17 protein-coding genes are annotated in these 15,389 nt (G+C 52.5%); 6 read left to right on the plus strand and 11 right to left on the minus strand.

Going from position 1 to position 15,389, the window contains the following annotated elements:
- The 3 genes from BFF42_RS25850 to uspD form a co-directional block, all read left to right on the plus strand.
- A partial coding sequence (locus BFF42_RS25850; protein ID WP_146753229.1) for an integrase core domain-containing protein occupies positions 1-360 on the plus strand: 360 nt, incomplete at its 5' end.
- Positions 361-670: 310 nt separating this feature from the next.
- Entirely contained in the window at positions 671-970 is a 300-nt protein-coding gene (locus BFF42_RS25855; protein WP_000655986.1) for a DUF406 domain-containing protein, read from the plus strand.
- Between the two features lie 26 nt (positions 971-996).
- Positions 997-1,425, plus strand: coding sequence for a universal stress protein UspD (gene uspD, locus BFF42_RS25860; protein WP_000323556.1), 429 nt, complete (start codon positions 997-999; stop codon positions 1,423-1,425).
- 4 nt (positions 1,426-1,429) lie between these two features.
- Here the strand turns inward: uspD and fpr are convergent, their stop codons facing one another.
- The 4 genes from fpr to glpF all read right to left on the minus strand — a co-directional run bounded on the left by fpr (position 1,430) and on the right by glpF (position 5,794).
- A complete protein-coding gene (gene fpr, locus BFF42_RS25865) occupies positions 1,430-2,176 on the minus strand; it encodes a ferredoxin--NADP(+) reductase (RefSeq protein ID WP_039060454.1) in 747 nt (248 codons plus the stop codon).
- Positions 2,177-2,272: 96 nt separating this feature from the next.
- Entirely contained in the window at positions 2,273-3,283 is a 1,011-nt protein-coding gene (gene glpX, locus BFF42_RS25870; RefSeq protein WP_001250644.1) for a class II fructose-bisphosphatase, read from the minus strand.
- A gap of 134 nt (positions 3,284-3,417) precedes the next feature.
- Complete coding sequence (glpK, locus tag BFF42_RS25875) at positions 3,418-4,926, minus strand: glycerol kinase GlpK (protein WP_000136795.1); 1,509 nt, start codon at positions 4,924-4,926, stop codon at positions 3,418-3,420.
- Between the two features lie 22 nt (positions 4,927-4,948).
- On the minus strand, positions 4,949-5,794 hold the full coding sequence (gene glpF / locus BFF42_RS25880) for a glycerol uptake facilitator protein GlpF (RefSeq protein ID WP_000084259.1): 846 nt from the start codon (positions 5,792-5,794) through the stop codon (positions 4,949-4,951).
- A gap of 425 nt (positions 5,795-6,219) precedes the next feature.
- Between glpF and zapB the strand changes: the two genes are divergently transcribed.
- Positions 6,220-6,465: a septal ring assembly protein ZapB gene (gene zapB / locus BFF42_RS25885; RefSeq protein WP_001296623.1), complete on the plus strand. Its 246-nt coding sequence runs from the start codon at positions 6,220-6,222 to the stop codon at positions 6,463-6,465.
- An 84-nt stretch (positions 6,466-6,549) separates the two neighbouring features.
- On the opposite strand, the gene rraA is transcribed toward zapB, so the two are convergent.
- From rraA to priA, 7 genes are all read right to left on the minus strand, one after another.
- Entirely contained in the window at positions 6,550-7,035 is a 486-nt protein-coding gene (gene rraA, locus BFF42_RS25890) for a ribonuclease E activity regulator RraA (RefSeq protein ID WP_000872908.1), read from the minus strand.
- 92 nt (positions 7,036-7,127) lie between these two features.
- Positions 7,128-8,054 carry a 1,4-dihydroxy-2-naphthoate polyprenyltransferase gene (gene menA, locus BFF42_RS25895; RefSeq protein ID WP_001307494.1) on the minus strand — a complete coding sequence of 309 codons (927 nt, stop codon included), beginning with the start codon at positions 8,052-8,054 and terminating at the stop codon, positions 7,128-7,130.
- A gap of 66 nt (positions 8,055-8,120) precedes the next feature.
- Complete coding sequence (gene hslU, locus BFF42_RS25900) at positions 8,121-9,452, minus strand: HslU--HslV peptidase ATPase subunit (RefSeq protein WP_001293342.1); 1,332 nt, start codon at positions 9,450-9,452, stop codon at positions 8,121-8,123.
- Between the two features lie 9 nt (positions 9,453-9,461).
- Positions 9,462-9,992 carry an ATP-dependent protease subunit HslV gene (hslV, locus tag BFF42_RS25905; protein WP_000208242.1) on the minus strand — a complete coding sequence of 177 codons (531 nt, stop codon included), beginning with the start codon at positions 9,990-9,992 and terminating at the stop codon, positions 9,462-9,464.
- Positions 9,993-10,084: 92 nt separating this feature from the next.
- Entirely contained in the window at positions 10,085-11,044 is a 960-nt protein-coding gene (gene ftsN, locus BFF42_RS25910; RefSeq protein WP_000068834.1) for a cell division protein FtsN, read from the minus strand.
- A gap of 91 nt (positions 11,045-11,135) precedes the next feature.
- The gene (gene cytR, locus BFF42_RS25915; RefSeq protein WP_000644904.1) at positions 11,136-12,161 is read right to left on the minus strand and encodes a DNA-binding transcriptional regulator CytR; all 1,026 of its coding nucleotides are present in this window, start codon (positions 12,159-12,161) and stop codon (positions 11,136-11,138) included.
- 155 nt (positions 12,162-12,316) lie between these two features.
- Positions 12,317-14,515: a primosomal protein N' gene (priA, locus tag BFF42_RS25920; RefSeq protein ID WP_039059691.1), complete on the minus strand. Its 2,199-nt coding sequence runs from the start codon at positions 14,513-14,515 to the stop codon at positions 12,317-12,319.
- A 202-nt stretch (positions 14,516-14,717) separates the two neighbouring features.
- Here priA and rpmE point away from each other — a divergent pair, with 202 nt between their 5' ends.
- Complete coding sequence (gene rpmE, locus BFF42_RS25925) at positions 14,718-14,930, plus strand: 50S ribosomal protein L31 (protein WP_000710769.1); 213 nt, start codon at positions 14,718-14,720, stop codon at positions 14,928-14,930.
- A gap of 157 nt (positions 14,931-15,087) precedes the next feature.
- Positions 15,088-15,389 (plus strand): DUF6531 domain-containing protein (locus tag BFF42_RS25930; protein WP_216079872.1); only part of this gene is annotated, 302 nt, incomplete at its 3' end.

Consider the following 15,389-nt stretch of genomic DNA (forward strand, 5'->3'; position numbering starts at 1 on the left):
ACAGGTAAAGCCCTGTTTATGGCGCTCAGGAGCCAGCGCCCACCTGCCGGGCTAATCCACCACTCTGATCGAGGTTCACAGTACTGCGCATACGATTACCGGGTCATACAGGAGCAGTCTGGTCTGAAAACATCAATGTCGCGTAAAGGTCACTGTTACGACAACGCTCCGATGGAAAGCTTCTGGGGAACGCTGAAAAATGAGAGCCTGAGCCACTATCGTTTTAATAACCGGGATGAAGCCATCTCAGTAATACGGGAATACATTGAGATTTTCTACAATCGTCAGCGTCGTCACTCTCGTCTGGGGAATATCTCCCCGGCAGCCTTCAGGGAAAAATATCATCAGATGGCTGCTTAAAAAAAGAACAAATGGTAGTGTCCGCTATTGCCAGTACACCTCATATGGTAAAGATACTCAGGATGTGAAGTATAAAGCCGACAATAAATCAAGTAATTAACCTTTAATATATCTCTTACTGCTATTTTTTTCCGGGATTGTTATTTCCACGATGCAAATGACAATACCCGGAAAATCCTTCTGAACTCTTCACCTTAAGCAATATCAAAAAAATGGTAATCCATAAGATCATTACTTGTTTGTTCTTCCCTTAACGGCGCATTATTCTTAAGTCGTAATCGACAGAGAGGCGAATATACAGAGGTGCCCTATGAAAGATGTCGTAGATAAATGCAGTACTAAAGGATGTGCGATTGATATCGGTACGGTGATTGATAACGACAACTGTACCAGTAAGTTTTCGCGCTTTTTTGCCACCCGCGAAGAAGCAGAGTCTTTTATGACCAAACTGAAAGAGCTTGCCGCCGCTGCATCCTCTGCAGATGAAGGGGCCAGCGTGGCCTACAAGATTAAGGATCTGGAGGGGCAAGTTGAGCTTGATGCGGCCTTCACTTTCTCATGCCAGGCCGAGATGATTATTTTTGAGTTATCACTGCGTTCGTTAGCTTGATGGAGTTGCTTTAGAAGGAGTTAAACATGGCTTATAAACACATTGGCGTGGCAATTTCCGGGAATGAAGAAGATGCCTTACTGGTGAATAAAGCTCTGGAGCTCGCCAGACATAATGACGCTCACCTGACGTTAATTCATATTGATGATGGCTTAAGCGAGTTGTATCCGGGTATCTACTTCCCTGCAACAGAAGATATTCTTCAATTGTTGAAGAATAAGTCGGATAACAAGCTGTATAAACTGACGAAAAATATTCAATGGCCGAAGACAAAACTGCGTATTGAACGCGGAGAAATGCCGGAAACACTGCTGGAAATTATGCAAAAAGAGCAGTGCGACCTCCTTGTCTGTGGTCATCATCACTCATTTATCAACCGTTTGATGCCGGCATATCGCGGGATGATCAATAAGATGAGTGCGGATTTGCTCATCGTGCCGTTTATCGATAAGTAACCGCTTACCAGTAATGCTCCGCTGTCATATGGCCCGGTCGGCGACGTAAATGTTTCGTCATCTGCCGGGTCTCTTTCAGCAACTGTTGTGTATCGCGCACCATCTGTGGATTGCCGCACAGCATCACATGGCTGGTTTCTTTATTCATCGGCAGGCCAATCGCGCTTTCCAGTTCCTCACTTTCAATTAATGCCGGTATCCGTCCGGTGAGCGACCCCGCTGCCGTTTCCCGACTGACCACCGTCTGAATGCGCAGTTTGCCTTCGTAGCGTTTTTCCAGTTCTTGCATCAGTGGCAAATAGCTTAAGTCGGCGGCATAACGTGCGGCGTGAACCAGGACCAGATTTTTGAAGCGATCTAAATCTTTGCCTAGTTGCAGAATCGATAAATAAGGGCCAATCGCTGTACCGGTTGCCAGCATCCATAGCGTTTCGCAATCTGGTACTTCATCCAGAACAAAGAAGCCAGCTGCTTCGCTAACCACCTGCACTTCATCGCCTGGTTTCAGTGCCGCCAATCGTGGGCTTAATTTGCCATCGGGGACGGTGACCAGGTAAAACTCCAGATCGGGATTATCGGGCGAGTTAACATAGGAGTAGGCGCGCTGGACGCGTTCGCCGTCGATTTCAAGGCCAAGCTTGGTGAATTGCCCGGCGGTAAACGGAAGCACGGGGGCGTGAACGGTGAGACTAAACAGGGCGTCGGTCCAGTTCTGCACTTTAGTGACTTTGCCTGTTACCCAATCAGCCATGTTTTTCTCCTGTTTTGATTGACTTGCCTTATCTTCGTTCTCCGAACAAAAAAATTCCAGTCCCGAAGGACTGGAAGGCTCAATCGATCAAACCAATCAGAGGATGTGCACCTGCATTTCCGGGTCTTTGCGATCCAGATAGTGGATGGACTGAATGCGGCGAATGGTGCGTGACTTGCCGCGGATCAGCAGCGTTTCGGTAGTCGCGATATTGCCTTTGCGGCTAATGCCTTCCAGCAGATCGCCTTTGGTAATACCGGTGGCAGAGAAGATGACGTTATCGCTGCGCGCCATATCGCCCAGGCGCAATACTTTACCGGCTTCGATGCCCATCGCTTTGCAGCGTGCCAGCTCCTGCTCGCCAATGCGACGATTCTCTTCGTTGTCGCCTTTGACGTCATGACGCGCCAGCAGACGACCGTTCATGTCGCCATCTAATGCGCGGATCACCGCCGCAGAAACTACGCCTTCCGGCGCGCCACCAATACCGTACAGCACGTCAACTTCGCTGTCTGGCATACAGGTGAGAATTGAGGCCGCAACGTCGCCATCCGGAATAGCAAATACGCGTACGCCGAGTTGCTGCATTTCAGCGATAACGGCATCGTGGCGTGGTTTAGCTAGAATCGTTACCGTCAGTTCGCTCAACGGTTTGCCGAGCGCCGCCGCTACATTGCGCAGGTTATCCGCCAGCGGCAGGTTCAGATCAATGGTGCCTTTGGCTCCCGGCCCGACAATCAGCTTCTCCATATACATATCCGGCGCATTGAGGAAGCAGCCTTTATCGCCTACTGCCAGCACCGCCAGCGCGTTAGCCTGGCCCATCGCCGTCATGCGCGTGCCTTCAATCGGATCAACAGCAATATCTACCGCGTCGCCGCGACCAGTACCGACTTTTTCACCAATGTAGAGCATCGGTGCTTCGTCGATTTCACCTTCACCAATGACGATGGTGCCGTCAATGTTGACCTGGTTGAGCATAATACGCATGGCGTTTACCGCCGCGCCGTCCGCGGTGTTTTTATCGCCGCGTCCTAACCATTTGTAGCCAGCCAGCGCCGCAGATTCGGTGACGCGGGAAAATTCGATGGCAAGTTCTCGTCTCATAGCAAACTCTAAGCAGTAAGGAATGGCGCGAAGTGTAGCACAGGGGAAGGGTGGGATTATTGATGTGTGCGGGGTTGCCCCCGCACGTTTCAGGACTACCGGATGCGGCATAAACGCTTCATCCGGCATTTACATTACTCGTCGTGTTTTTCCCACGCCATCGCGCGTTTGACCGCTTTTTTCCAGCCTGCGTAACGGTAATTACGCTCAGTGGTTTCGATGCCTGGACGGAACTCGCGCTCAATCACCGCTTTCTCTTGCAGCTCGTCGAGGTTCTGCCAGAAGCCAACCGCCAGGCCTGCGAGATAGGCCGCACCCAATGCGGTGACTTCGCGCACTTCCGGGCGCTCAACGCGGGTGCCGAGAATATCGGACTGGAACTGCATCAGGAAATTGTTTGCTACTGCGCCACCATCCACGCGCAGGGCGTGCAGACGGATACCAGAGTCGGCCTGCATCGCTTCCAGCACGTCACGCGTCTGATAAGCAATAGACTCCAGCGTCGCGCGTATAATGTGGTTAGCGTTCACCCCACGAGTCAGACCGAAAATCGCCCCGCGCGCATACGGGTCCCAGTACGGCGCACCCAGCCCGGTAAATGCCGGAACCACATACACACCATTGGTGTTTTGCACTTTGGTGGCGAAATATTCGGAATCGTAGGCGTCGTTAATCAACTTCATCTCATCGCGCAGCCACTGAATGGATGCGCCTGCCATAAACACCGCACCTTCCAACGCATAGTTCACTTCGCCAGTCGGGCCACAGGCGATGGTGGTCAGCAGGCCGTTTTCTGATTTCACCGCTTTCTCGCCAGTGTTCATCAGCATAAAGCAGCCAGTGCCATAGGTGTTCTTCGCCATCCCTTCTTTCACGCACAACTGACCAAACAGCGCGGCCTGCTGGTCACCGGCGATCCCGGAGATTGGAATACGCGTGCCGCCTTTGCCGCCAATGTTAGTCTGACCGTATACTTCGGAAGAACGACGCACTTCTGGCAGCATCTCGCGCGGAATATCCAGCACTTCCAGCATTTTGTCGTCCCAGCCTAGGGTATGGATGTTGAACAACATGGTACGAGAGGCGTTGGTGTAATCGGTCACATGGACACGGCCCTGAGTCATTTTCCAGATAAGCCACGTATCAACCGTACCAAACAGCAATTCACCACGACGTGCACGCTCGCGAGAGCCTTCCACATGGTCGAGGATCCACTTCACTTTGGTGCCAGAAAAGTACGGGTCAATCACCAGACCGGTATTGCTGCGGATATAATCTTCTAAACCGTCACGTTTTAAATGCTCGCAGATTTCTGCGGTACGACGGCACTGCCAGACAATGGCGTTATAGATAGGCTTGCCGGTTTCTTTTTCCCAGACAATAGTGGTTTCACGCTGGTTCGTAATACCGATAGCTGCAATTTGATCGGAACTGATATCGGCTTTCGCCAGCACTTCTACCAGCGTGGAGCTTTGGGTGGCCCAGATTTCCATTGGGTCGTGTTCTACCCAACCTGGTTTTGGGTAGATTTGCTCAAATTCGCGCTGCGACACGCTAATGATATTGGCATCGTGATCCATTACGACCGCGCGGGAGCTGGTGGTGCCCTGGTCGAGCGCAACGATATATTTTTTTTCAGTCATGTTTAATTGTCCCGTAGTCATATTACAGCGAAGCTTTTTGTTCTGAAGGAGTTGTGGTTTCCTTTTCTTCCACAACACAGATATCGCAAGGCAAATGGCGACCAATCAGTTTGCGGTAGGCAAATGCACCTACAATCGCGCCAACGATAGGGCCAAAAAGCGGCACCAGGAAGTAAGGAATGTCTCTGCCGCCGGTAAAGGCGACATTGCCCCAGCCCGCCAGCCAGGCAAAGACTTTCGGACCGAAGTCACGCGCTGGGTTCATGGCAAAACCCGTCAATGGGCCCATAGATGCGCCAATGACCGCAATCAGTAGACCAATCAGCAAGGGAGCCAAAGGGCCGCGTGGTACACCGTTGCCATCGTCCGTTAACGCCAGGATCAGCCCCATCAGAATAGCGGTAATCACCATCTCAACTGCGAAAGCCTGCACAAAATTGATATGAGGATTAGGGTAAGTAGAGAAAGTGCCTGCCAGATCAACACTTTCAACGCTGCCGCGAACAATGTGATGAGTCTGCTCGAAGTCGAAAAATAAATTGTAGTAAAGCCCGTAAACTAAAGCCGCAGCACAGAAAGCGCCGGCAACTTGTGAAACGATAAAAGGAATAACTTTGCGCTTGTCGAAACAGGCAAACAGCCACAATGCAATGGTAACAGCGGGATTAAGATGCGCGCCGGAAACCCCTGCGGTCAGGTAGATAGCCATTGCCACCCCCAGTCCCCAAATGACACTGATTTCCCACAGACCAAAAGACGCACCAGCGACTTTTAGTGCTGCAACGCAACCCACACCGAAAAAAATCAACAACCCGGTACCGAGGAATTCAGCAATGCACTGGCCTTTCAAGGTTGATGTTTGACTCATAATCGGATCCTGAAGAGTTAATGTTTGTTGTATGCGTGAAAGTCACGGACCTCCACGATGCTTGTAGGCATGCTGTAAACTTATCGTTAACGAGCAAAAACGAGAAATATCGAACTTAAAATGTGTGTGCTTCGTCATAAAATGAGCGTTATCGCGCCATTTATTCCATCTGATTGTACATGATGCATGTTTGTTAGATCATTCGCGCAACAAATTTATTAACATTTTCGATTGATGTGGATTATGTCACCAGGAGAAGGATGAAAAGTGTGGCAAACCGTAATCTGCAAGGCGTGCCGCTGGACAGCGATGGCGCGGCTTCATACAATCGGAGCTAACTAAAGTGCGCTCGTATTTATTAAGGCGTCACCGGTAATCGGGACGAGGATTTTTTATCCATCAACGCCTTGCAATTCAGGAGAGGTATGACAATGTCATTAGAAGTGTTTGAGAAACTGGAAGCAAAAGTACAGCAGGCGATTGATACCATCACTCTGTTGCAGATGGAAATCGAAGAGCTGAAAGAAAAAAACAACTCACTGTCGCAGGAAGTTCAAAATGCCCAGCATCAGCGCGAAGAGCTGGAGCGTGAGAACAACCATCTGAAAGAACAGCAGAACGGCTGGCAGGAACGTCTGCAGGCCCTGCTGGGTCGCATGGAAGAGGTCTGATTACGCTTCATCTTTCGCGTAATTTCTTTACTGTGTAGGCCAACAGGTAACGCAGAAAAAAGGCACCTTGCGGTGCCTTTCTTATCATTCAATATCCAGCGGATCTTCTGAAAGAATAATCCCGGTATTGTCGGCATAAAGATGGTCGCCGGAGAAGAAGGTTACACCGCCAAAATTGACGCGGACATCGCTTTCGCCAATGCCTTCGCCAGCGGCACCAACCGGAATTGCCGCCATCGCCTGGATGCCGATATCCAACTCTTCCAGGTCATCTACCTGACGCACCGCGCCGTAAATAACCAGACCTTCCCATTCATTTTGTACTGCCAGACGCGCCAGTTCAGCATCGACCAGTGCGCGACGAACAGAACCACCGCCATCGACGACAAGAACACGACCACGGCCATTCTGTTCGAGCAGATCGTACAGCAACCCGTTGTCCTCGAAACATTTTACCGTGATTATTTGTCCGCCAAACGACGCCCGTCCGCCAAAGTTGGAGAACAGCGGTTCCACGACGTTAACATCTTCTTGATAGATGTCACAAAGCTCGGAAGTATCGTATTTCATAGGCTTAACATTCAGTTGCTGCGAGAATTTTCAGTATATCGCGCTATGTGGGCTGTTGGCAAAATCATCAATTGTTAATTGATATTTGTCAGTTATGCTGCCCACTGGCTTAGGAATATCCCTAAAATAAACAGCAGGTTAGTCAGTAACGCCCCCTTGACAGTGCGTTCCAGCATCGGTCGCATCGCCACCGGGTCCATTTCCCGCATCACATAACGGGCTTGCTTCACCAGCAACGGTGCCGCCAGCAGGAACAGCCAGCCCCACAGGCTATGCAGCGAAAAGAGATTAAACAGCGCCAGACATACCAGAGAGCCCATCAGCAGGCAGGCATGATAACGACGCGCGTTCACTTCACCTAAGCGCACCACCAGCGTGTTTTTGCCGTTTTCGCGGTCGCTATTGATATCACGCAGGTTATTAATGTTCAGTACTGCCGTTGCCAGCAGGCCGCATGCGGTCGCCGGAAGGATCAGTGCCGGAATCAATGTATGAGCCTGTAAATACCAGCTCCCCATGACGCTTAACCAGCCAAAGAAAACCAGTACGGAAATATCCCCCAGACCGATATAACCATAAGGACGATTGCCCACGGTGTAGGTGATAGCGGCAATGATCGACAACCCGCCAAGAATCAGGAAACCGACAAAATCAGCCAGCGTATGGCACGCCACTGCAACCAGTGCCAGCCCGGAGAGACAGATGAGCACGACGGTAATAATGAGCGCCCGTTTCATCTCTTGCTGGGTAATGACCCCTTTTTGCATGCCGCGTAGCGGCCCAATGCGGTCAGGTTTATCGCTGCCTTTTACCGCATCGCCGTAATCATTGGCGAGGTTAGAAAGGATCTGTAATAGCCCGGCGGTAATCAGTGCCAGCAGGGCGACCAGCGGATCAAAATGACCTTGCCACCATGCCAGCGCCGTCCCGACGATAATTGCAGCAAAGGCGAGGGGGAGGGTTTTAGGTCGTAAACTTTCCAGCCACGCCTGAGTTCGGCTAATTTGTTGTTCAGTCATAATACGCGCCAATAAAAATGGGGCCTTTCAGCCCCATCAAACAATGATGAAAATGATTGAACGCGATTATAGGATAAAACGGCTCAGATCTTCATCTGCCACCAACGCATCCAGACGTTTGCTCACATAATCTGCGTCAATAGTGATATTTTGACCGCTTAAATCGCTGGCGTCGTAGGAAATCTCTTCCATTAAACGCTCCAGAACAGTGTGTAAACGACGAGCACCGATGTTTTCGGTAGATTCGTTCACCTGCCATGCCGCTTCCGCGATGCGTTTAATACCGGAGTCGGTAAACTCGATATTTACGCCTTCAGTCGCCATCAGTGCTTTGTACTGCACGGTGATAGAGGCATTCGGCTCGGTCAGAATACGCTCGAAGTCGCTGGTGGTCAGTGCCTGCAGTTCAACGCGGATTGGCAGACGACCTTGCAGTTCCGGGATTAGGTCAGACGGTTTCGCAATCTGGAACGCGCCAGAAGCGATAAACAGAATGTGGTCAGTTTTGACCATCCCGTGTTTGGTGGAAACGGTGCAACCTTCTACCAGCGGCAGCAGGTCACGCTGAACGCCTTCACGAGAAACATCCGGACCGGAAGACTCGCCGCGCTTACAGATTTTGTCGATTTCGTCGATAAACACGATCCCGTGCTGCTCAACAGCGTCGATAGCGTCTTGCTTCAGCTCTTCCGGGTTCACCAGTTTCGCCGCTTCTTCTTCAATCAGCAGCTTCATGGCATCTTTGATTTTCAGCTTACGCGCTTTTTGCTTCTGGCCGCCCAGGTTCTGGAACATGGACTGCAGCTGGCTGGTCATCTCTTCCATGCCTGGAGGAGCCATAATTTCAACGCCCATCGGTGCTGCGGCAAGATCGATCTCGATTTCTTTGTCATCAAGCTGGCCTTCACGCAGTTTTTTGCGGAATGCCTGACGAGCAGCGGACGGTTCCTGCTGCTGTTCGGTCTGTCCCCAGTTGTTTTTAGCAGGTGGGATCAGCACGTCGAGAATACGTTCTTCTGCCAGTTCTTCAGCGCGATAACGGTTTTTCTCGATAGCCTGGACGCGTACCATTTTCACGGCGGCATCGGTCAGATCGCGAATAATAGAATCCACTTCCTTACCGACATAGCCCACTTCGGTGAATTTGGTCGCTTCAACTTTGATGAACGGCGCATTCGCCAGCTTAGCCAGACGACGGGCGATTTCAGTTTTACCGACACCGGTCGGGCCGATCATCAGGATATTTTTCGGGGTCACTTCATGGCGCAGCTCTTCGTTGAGCTGCATGCGACGCCAGCGGTTACGCAGAGCAATCGCCACAGAACGCTTGGCGTTGTCCTGGCCGATGATGTGCTTATCCAGTTCGCTGACGATTTCGCGTGGGGTCATTTCAGACATGGGAGATCCTTACGCTTTGTAGCTTAATTCTTCGATGGTGTGGAAATGGTTGGTATAGATGCAAATGTCGCCTGCAATATCCAACGCCTTTTCAGCAATTTCACGGGCGCTAAGTTCAGTGTTTTCTAACAGCGCGCGCGCCGCAGCCTGGGCGTAAGGGCCGCCGGAGCCGATAGCAATAAGATCGTTTTCTGGCTGCACCACGTCACCGTTACCGGTGATGATAAGCGATGCAGTTTCATCCGCGACTGCCAGCAGTGCTTCAAGTTTGCGCAGCATGCGATCGGTACGCCAGTCTTTTGCCAGCTCAACGGCGGCTTTAACCAGATGGCCCTGATGCATTTCCAGTTTACGTTCAAACAGTTCGAACAGCGTAAAAGCATCCGCAGTACCGCCCGCAAAGCCCGCGATGACTTTGTCGTTGTACAGACGGCGGACCTTTTTCACGTTGCCTTTCATTACGGTATTGCCCAACGTGGCCTGACCATCACCAGCGATGACCACATGGCCGTTACGGCGTACGCTTACTATAGTTGTCACGAGCTGACCCCTTGGTTACGAATACAGAGTACAAACCCCGTACAAAAGTACGGGGCATAATGCAATTATAGATGGGGGGGATTTTGAGGGTTTCAACCCCCGGCGGCGAGCCGAATGCAGTTTGTATGACCCGCCATCTTCAACCGATTGAGGGTGCTGTCTGCGTTCTCTTTGCCTTTCACCGGGCCAATGACCACACGATTCCAGCCATTGTTGGTGGTGATTTTCGAGTCAAATCCTTCGAACGCCAGCTGAGCACGTACCGTCTCTGCCTGTTCCGCGCCTCTGAACGAACCGCACTGCACCATCCAGCGGCGTTCGTCTTTTTTCTCCGCCGTCGGTTTTGGCGCGTCAGCGGCACGAGCAACCGGCGCAGCTTGCTGCGGCTTCGACTGCGCGGTCGTGTGCGCAGGGGTTTGCAGCAGATCCTGGTACGGCTGCTGAGTAGAAGCTGGTTTAGACTGGCGCGGTTGCGCCTGTACCGGCGCGGCTTGCGACGTACGCGTCTGCTGCTGCCAGCTTTGTTCAGTCGTACGCGACTGCTGAGCCAGGCGTTGCTGCTCCGCTAATTGCTGCGCCTGACGCTGGCGTTGTAGCGTTTGCTGACGCTGTTCCGGCGTCTGTTCATTCCACGGAACCTCAACCAGCTGCGTTGGCTGCTGGCGCATATCAGCCTGCATTTGTTCAAGAAGCTGACGTTGTTCTGGTGTCAGTTGCTCCGGCGTTTTCACTTCACCACCGGCAGAAGGTTCTGTGGGCGCACGCACACCCGGCTGGCGACTTTCCAGCTCTTTAATGTAGCGCCAGCGTTCTTCTGGTTTTGGTGGTAGTCCGTTTCCGGTCACTTTCTGGCTTTGCAGCGTCTCGGACTCTTCTTTCTTGTGATGCGTAATGAAGTACAGACCACCGATAAAGGTCACAAGAACGGCGGCAGCAATAGCGACCATAGCGGGAGAAACCGCAGGCAGATTTCGTTGCTTTTTCCGTGAGGTGCTCTTTTTTCGCCGCGAAGGTGCCGGTTGGCTGCGGCGTACATAATCTCGTTGTGCCACTATCGTTTCGCTGTATTTATTCGTTCGTCAGCCCGCCATGTTACTTAAGCGGCGGGCCTTTGACCAGTCACGGCAGTCTTAAAGGTTTACTTTAAGGTAACGCGCGTGTTGATCCCCGGATGATAAGTTCGCAGTCCATTAAACGAGAGCCACTGCCAACGTGTTGCCCCTGCATTTGATCAAGCAATAACAGCATAGCTTCCCGACCGATTTCGTAACGCGGCTGCGCGATGGTTGTCAGCGGCGGATCACAAAATTGCGTCAGGTCGATGTTATCAAAACCGATTATGGAAAGGTCTTCCGGGACTTTCAGCCCCTGGCGTTTTGCCTGAGAAAGTGCGCCGAGCGCCATCACATCGCTATGGCAGAAGACTGCAGTAGGCGGTTGTGGAAGATCAAGCAGCTGTTGCATTGCTTTGCTTCCGGCTTCGAAGGTGAAGTCGCCACGGGCGATGTATTGTGGATCAACCATAATTCCGCAGCGACGCAGCGCCTGAACATAGCCTTGCAGGCGGTAGTGACACAGTGGCATCTCTTCGGGACCGGCTATACAGCCAATCCGTTTATGCCCTTGCTCATATAAATAATTTACTGCATCAAATGCGGCGGTCAGATTGTCGATATGAACGGTAGGCAGCTCCAGTTCCGGTGCAAATTCGTTCGCCATCACCATCGGCGGCAGATTACGCTGTTCCTCAATGCTGGCATCAAACGGCAGCCTTGAACCCAGCAGCAACATGCCATCAATTTGCTTGGTGATGATCAAATCGATAAAGGTTTTTTCCTGCTGATTTTGATGCGCACAGTCGCCAATCAGCACCAGATATCCGTGATTTGCCGCCGTAACTTCGATACCGCGAATAATTTCGCTAAAGAAGGGATCGCAGATATCCGGGACAATCACCAGAATGGTGCGGGATTCATTACGCTTGACGTTGCGCCCCATAGGCTGCGGTAAATAACCCACTTCCCGGGCCGCTTTTTCAACCCGATTACGGGTGGCCTGGGAGACTTTATCGGGATTCATTAATGCTCGGGAGACAGTCGCTGTAGAGACTTTTGCCTTGAGGGCAACGTCTTTCATGGTCGCGGCAGTTTCCTGCTTCTTCGCTTTCACACTCACTCCTCGCCTGGTACGTCAGGCGTACTACATCCATGTTTACTTCACATCGGCAACATTTTTAGCAGATAGCGCGTGAAAACGGTTACAGAATTTTCATGAAAAGTGTGATGAATATTGAATTTTTCGATCCGCCTCGCAACGTTTGCGCATTAGCCTTCGATGGGATCGACATCCAACACCCATTTCACCTTGCGGGAATCCGGTATTGTATTAATAAGCGCCAGCGTACCACTAATGATGTGTTGCAAGCGCACGCGGGAAGGGTGCTGCAACAAGATCTGCCAGCGCCAGCGGCCACCACGCTTAGGTGCCAGAGCCGGAACCGGGCCGAGAATCCACAGTTTGTCGTCTGCCAGCGGGCTGGAAAGGATCAGATTACGCAGTTGTTGCAGGAACAGCGGCGCGTGCTGATTGTTATGATCTTCCGCACGCACAATCACATGGCTGGTCCACGGCGGCAGCTGCATCATGCGTCGCTCAGCCAGCGCCTGTTCGGCAAAGGCGTCGTAGCCTTTATAGAGCAACGTTTGCAACAGAGGATGTTCCGGATGGTACGTTTGCAGCACCACTTCGCCCTGTTTACCCGCACGCCCGGCACGACCGGCGACCTGGGTGTAAAGCTGGGCGAAACGTTCTGCCGAGCGAAAATCGGCAGAAAACAGCGCGCCGTCCACATCCAGTAACGCCACCAGCGTCACATCCGGAAAGTGGTGACCTTTCGCCAGCATTTGTGTGCCGATCAAAATCCTCGCGCCGCCGCGATGCACTTTCGCCAGTTGCTGTTCCAGCGCCCCTTTGCGGCTGGTGGTATCGCGGTCGATACGTGAAATGGGCACGCCGGGGAACATCGGCGCAAGCGTCTGTTCAAGCTGTTCGGTGCCCAGCCCCACGGGGACCAGGTGCGTGGAACCGCAGGAAGGGCACTGGCGCGGCACCGGACGCTGACTGTCACAGTGGTGACAGTGCAAATGCTGTTGCGCCTGATGCAGCGTGTAGTAGTGATCGCAACGTGGGCATTCGGCTATCCAGCCGCAGTCGTGGCACAGCAGCGCAGGCGCAAAACCCCGACGATTAAGAAAGAGGATAACCTGATTGTTGGCCTGTAAATGCTGGCGCATACGGGTGATTAACGCCGGAGCCAGACCTGCCTGCACCTTCTGACCTTTTAAATCCAGCACATGTTGAATTGCCGGACGCGCATTCCCTGCCCGACGGGTCAGGCGCAGCAGGCGGTATTTTTTCTGCTGGACGTTGCATAACGTTTCCAGCGCGGGCGTTGCGGAGCCAAGAATAATCGGGATTTGCTCGCTGTGCGCACGATACACCGCCAGGTCGCGGGCATGATAGCGCCAGCCTTCCTGCTGCTTGTAGGAGCTGTCGTGCTCTTCATCAATGACAATCACGCCGAGATTTTTAAACGGCGTAAACAGCGCGGAGCGGGTGCCGATCACAATCGCCGCCTCGCCATTTTTCGCTTTCAACCACGCCGAAAGCCGCTCGCTGTCGTTCAGGCCGGAATGCAGAACTTCCACGGGGGCATTAAAACGTTCACGAAAACGGGCGATAGTTTGCGGTGTCAGGCCGATTTCCGGCACCATCACCAGCGCCTGTTTGCCCTGAGCGAGCACGTTTTCCAGTACACTGAGATAAACCTCCGTTTTACCGGAACCGGTAACGCCCGCCAGCAGCCAGGCAGAAAAAGTATCTGCCGCGCTATGAATTGCGCCAACGGCGGTGGCCTGTTCGGTATTCAATCGCAACCGCTCACCAGAAACGGCATAGTTCGTTCGCCAGTCGCTAAACTCTGGTGTTTCACTTGCTAAATCACACAGACCTTTTTTGCGTAGCGCCTGCAACGCGGCATCATTAAATTCGAGCGTGGCGACCTGGTCGCGCCAGATTTTGCCTTGCCGTAACGCCGCCAGCGCCTGTTGTTGCTTGGGGGAGCGTTTCAGGCTGTTCAGATCCACCGCCTGGCCTTGTTCAGTGGCAAACCAGTACCACATCGGCGCGTTCGCCGCAGGCCGCCCCTGGCGCAGTAAAATCGGCAAGGCATGAAACAGCACATCGCCAATCGGATGATGATAGTAATCTGCCGCCCAGAGCAGTAACCGCCAGACGGAGTGAGTAAATACCGGCTCAACGTCCAGCACTTCCACTACCGCTTTCAGCTCGTTAAGCGGCAGCTCACTGACATCGCTAACTGACACCACAACCCCGATGCGCTCCTGTTGTTTGCCAAACGGCACGCGCACGCGACACCCGGCTTTAACCGTCATGCCTTCTGGCAGCAGATAGTCAAAGGTACGAGGAAGCGGAACGGGCAAGGCAACGTGGGCAACGGGCATAGCATCATCCTGACTTGAAATTCGGTGGGTTAGTATACACATTGCCGTAGAAGAGTGCGGATCAGTTTGCATACGCTGGTTAATTTCTGTATGATTTCGCGCCTTCGTACGAAATGATCGTATTGAAGCTATACTTTTAACATCGCGTGGTGTCTGGCGTTAGGGCTGGAAGAGCGACGCGGCCTTAAACCGAGGTTTTCCCATGAAAAAAGATATTCACCCGAAATACGAAGAAATTACTGCTAGCTGCTCTTGCGGTAACGTAATGAAAATCCGCTCCACTGTTGGTCATGACCTGAACCTCGACGTGTGCAGCAAGTGCCACCCGTTCTTCACTGGCAAACAGCGTGATGTTGCTACCGGTGGCCGTGTTGACCGCTTCAACAAGCGTTTCAACATCCCGGGCAGCAAATAAGACCGGATTCCGAAAAAGCGCCGCACGGCGCTTTTTTTGTGCCTGAATTTTGCCTTTTATAAATTCTGAAAAATTCCGGGGTGTTAACTCATTATCATTTCCTGTTGTTGACTGGCGCTAGGCTTCTGGTTCTTATTTATTTCAAAAGGATTTTACGATGAGCGAAAAACCGGCGGCGCGTCAGGGCGACATGACGCAGTATGGCGGTAGCATTGTTCAGGGTTCAGCCGGGGTGCGCATTGGTGCCCCCACCGGCGTGGCCTGTTCAGTGTGCCCCGGCGGGGTGACGTCCGGCCATCCGGTCAATCCGCTGCTCGGTGCAAAGGTCCTTCCCGGCGAGACAGACCTTGCCCTGCCCGCCCCGCTGCCGTTCATCCTCTCCCGCACCTACAGCAGTTACCGGACAAAAACGCCCGCGCCGGTGGGGAGCCTCGGCCCCGGCTGGAAAATGCCTGCGGA

The organism is Shigella sp. FC1661 (assembly GCF_001712525.1).
Lineage (GTDB): Bacteria > Pseudomonadota > Gammaproteobacteria > Enterobacterales > Enterobacteriaceae > Escherichia > Escherichia coli.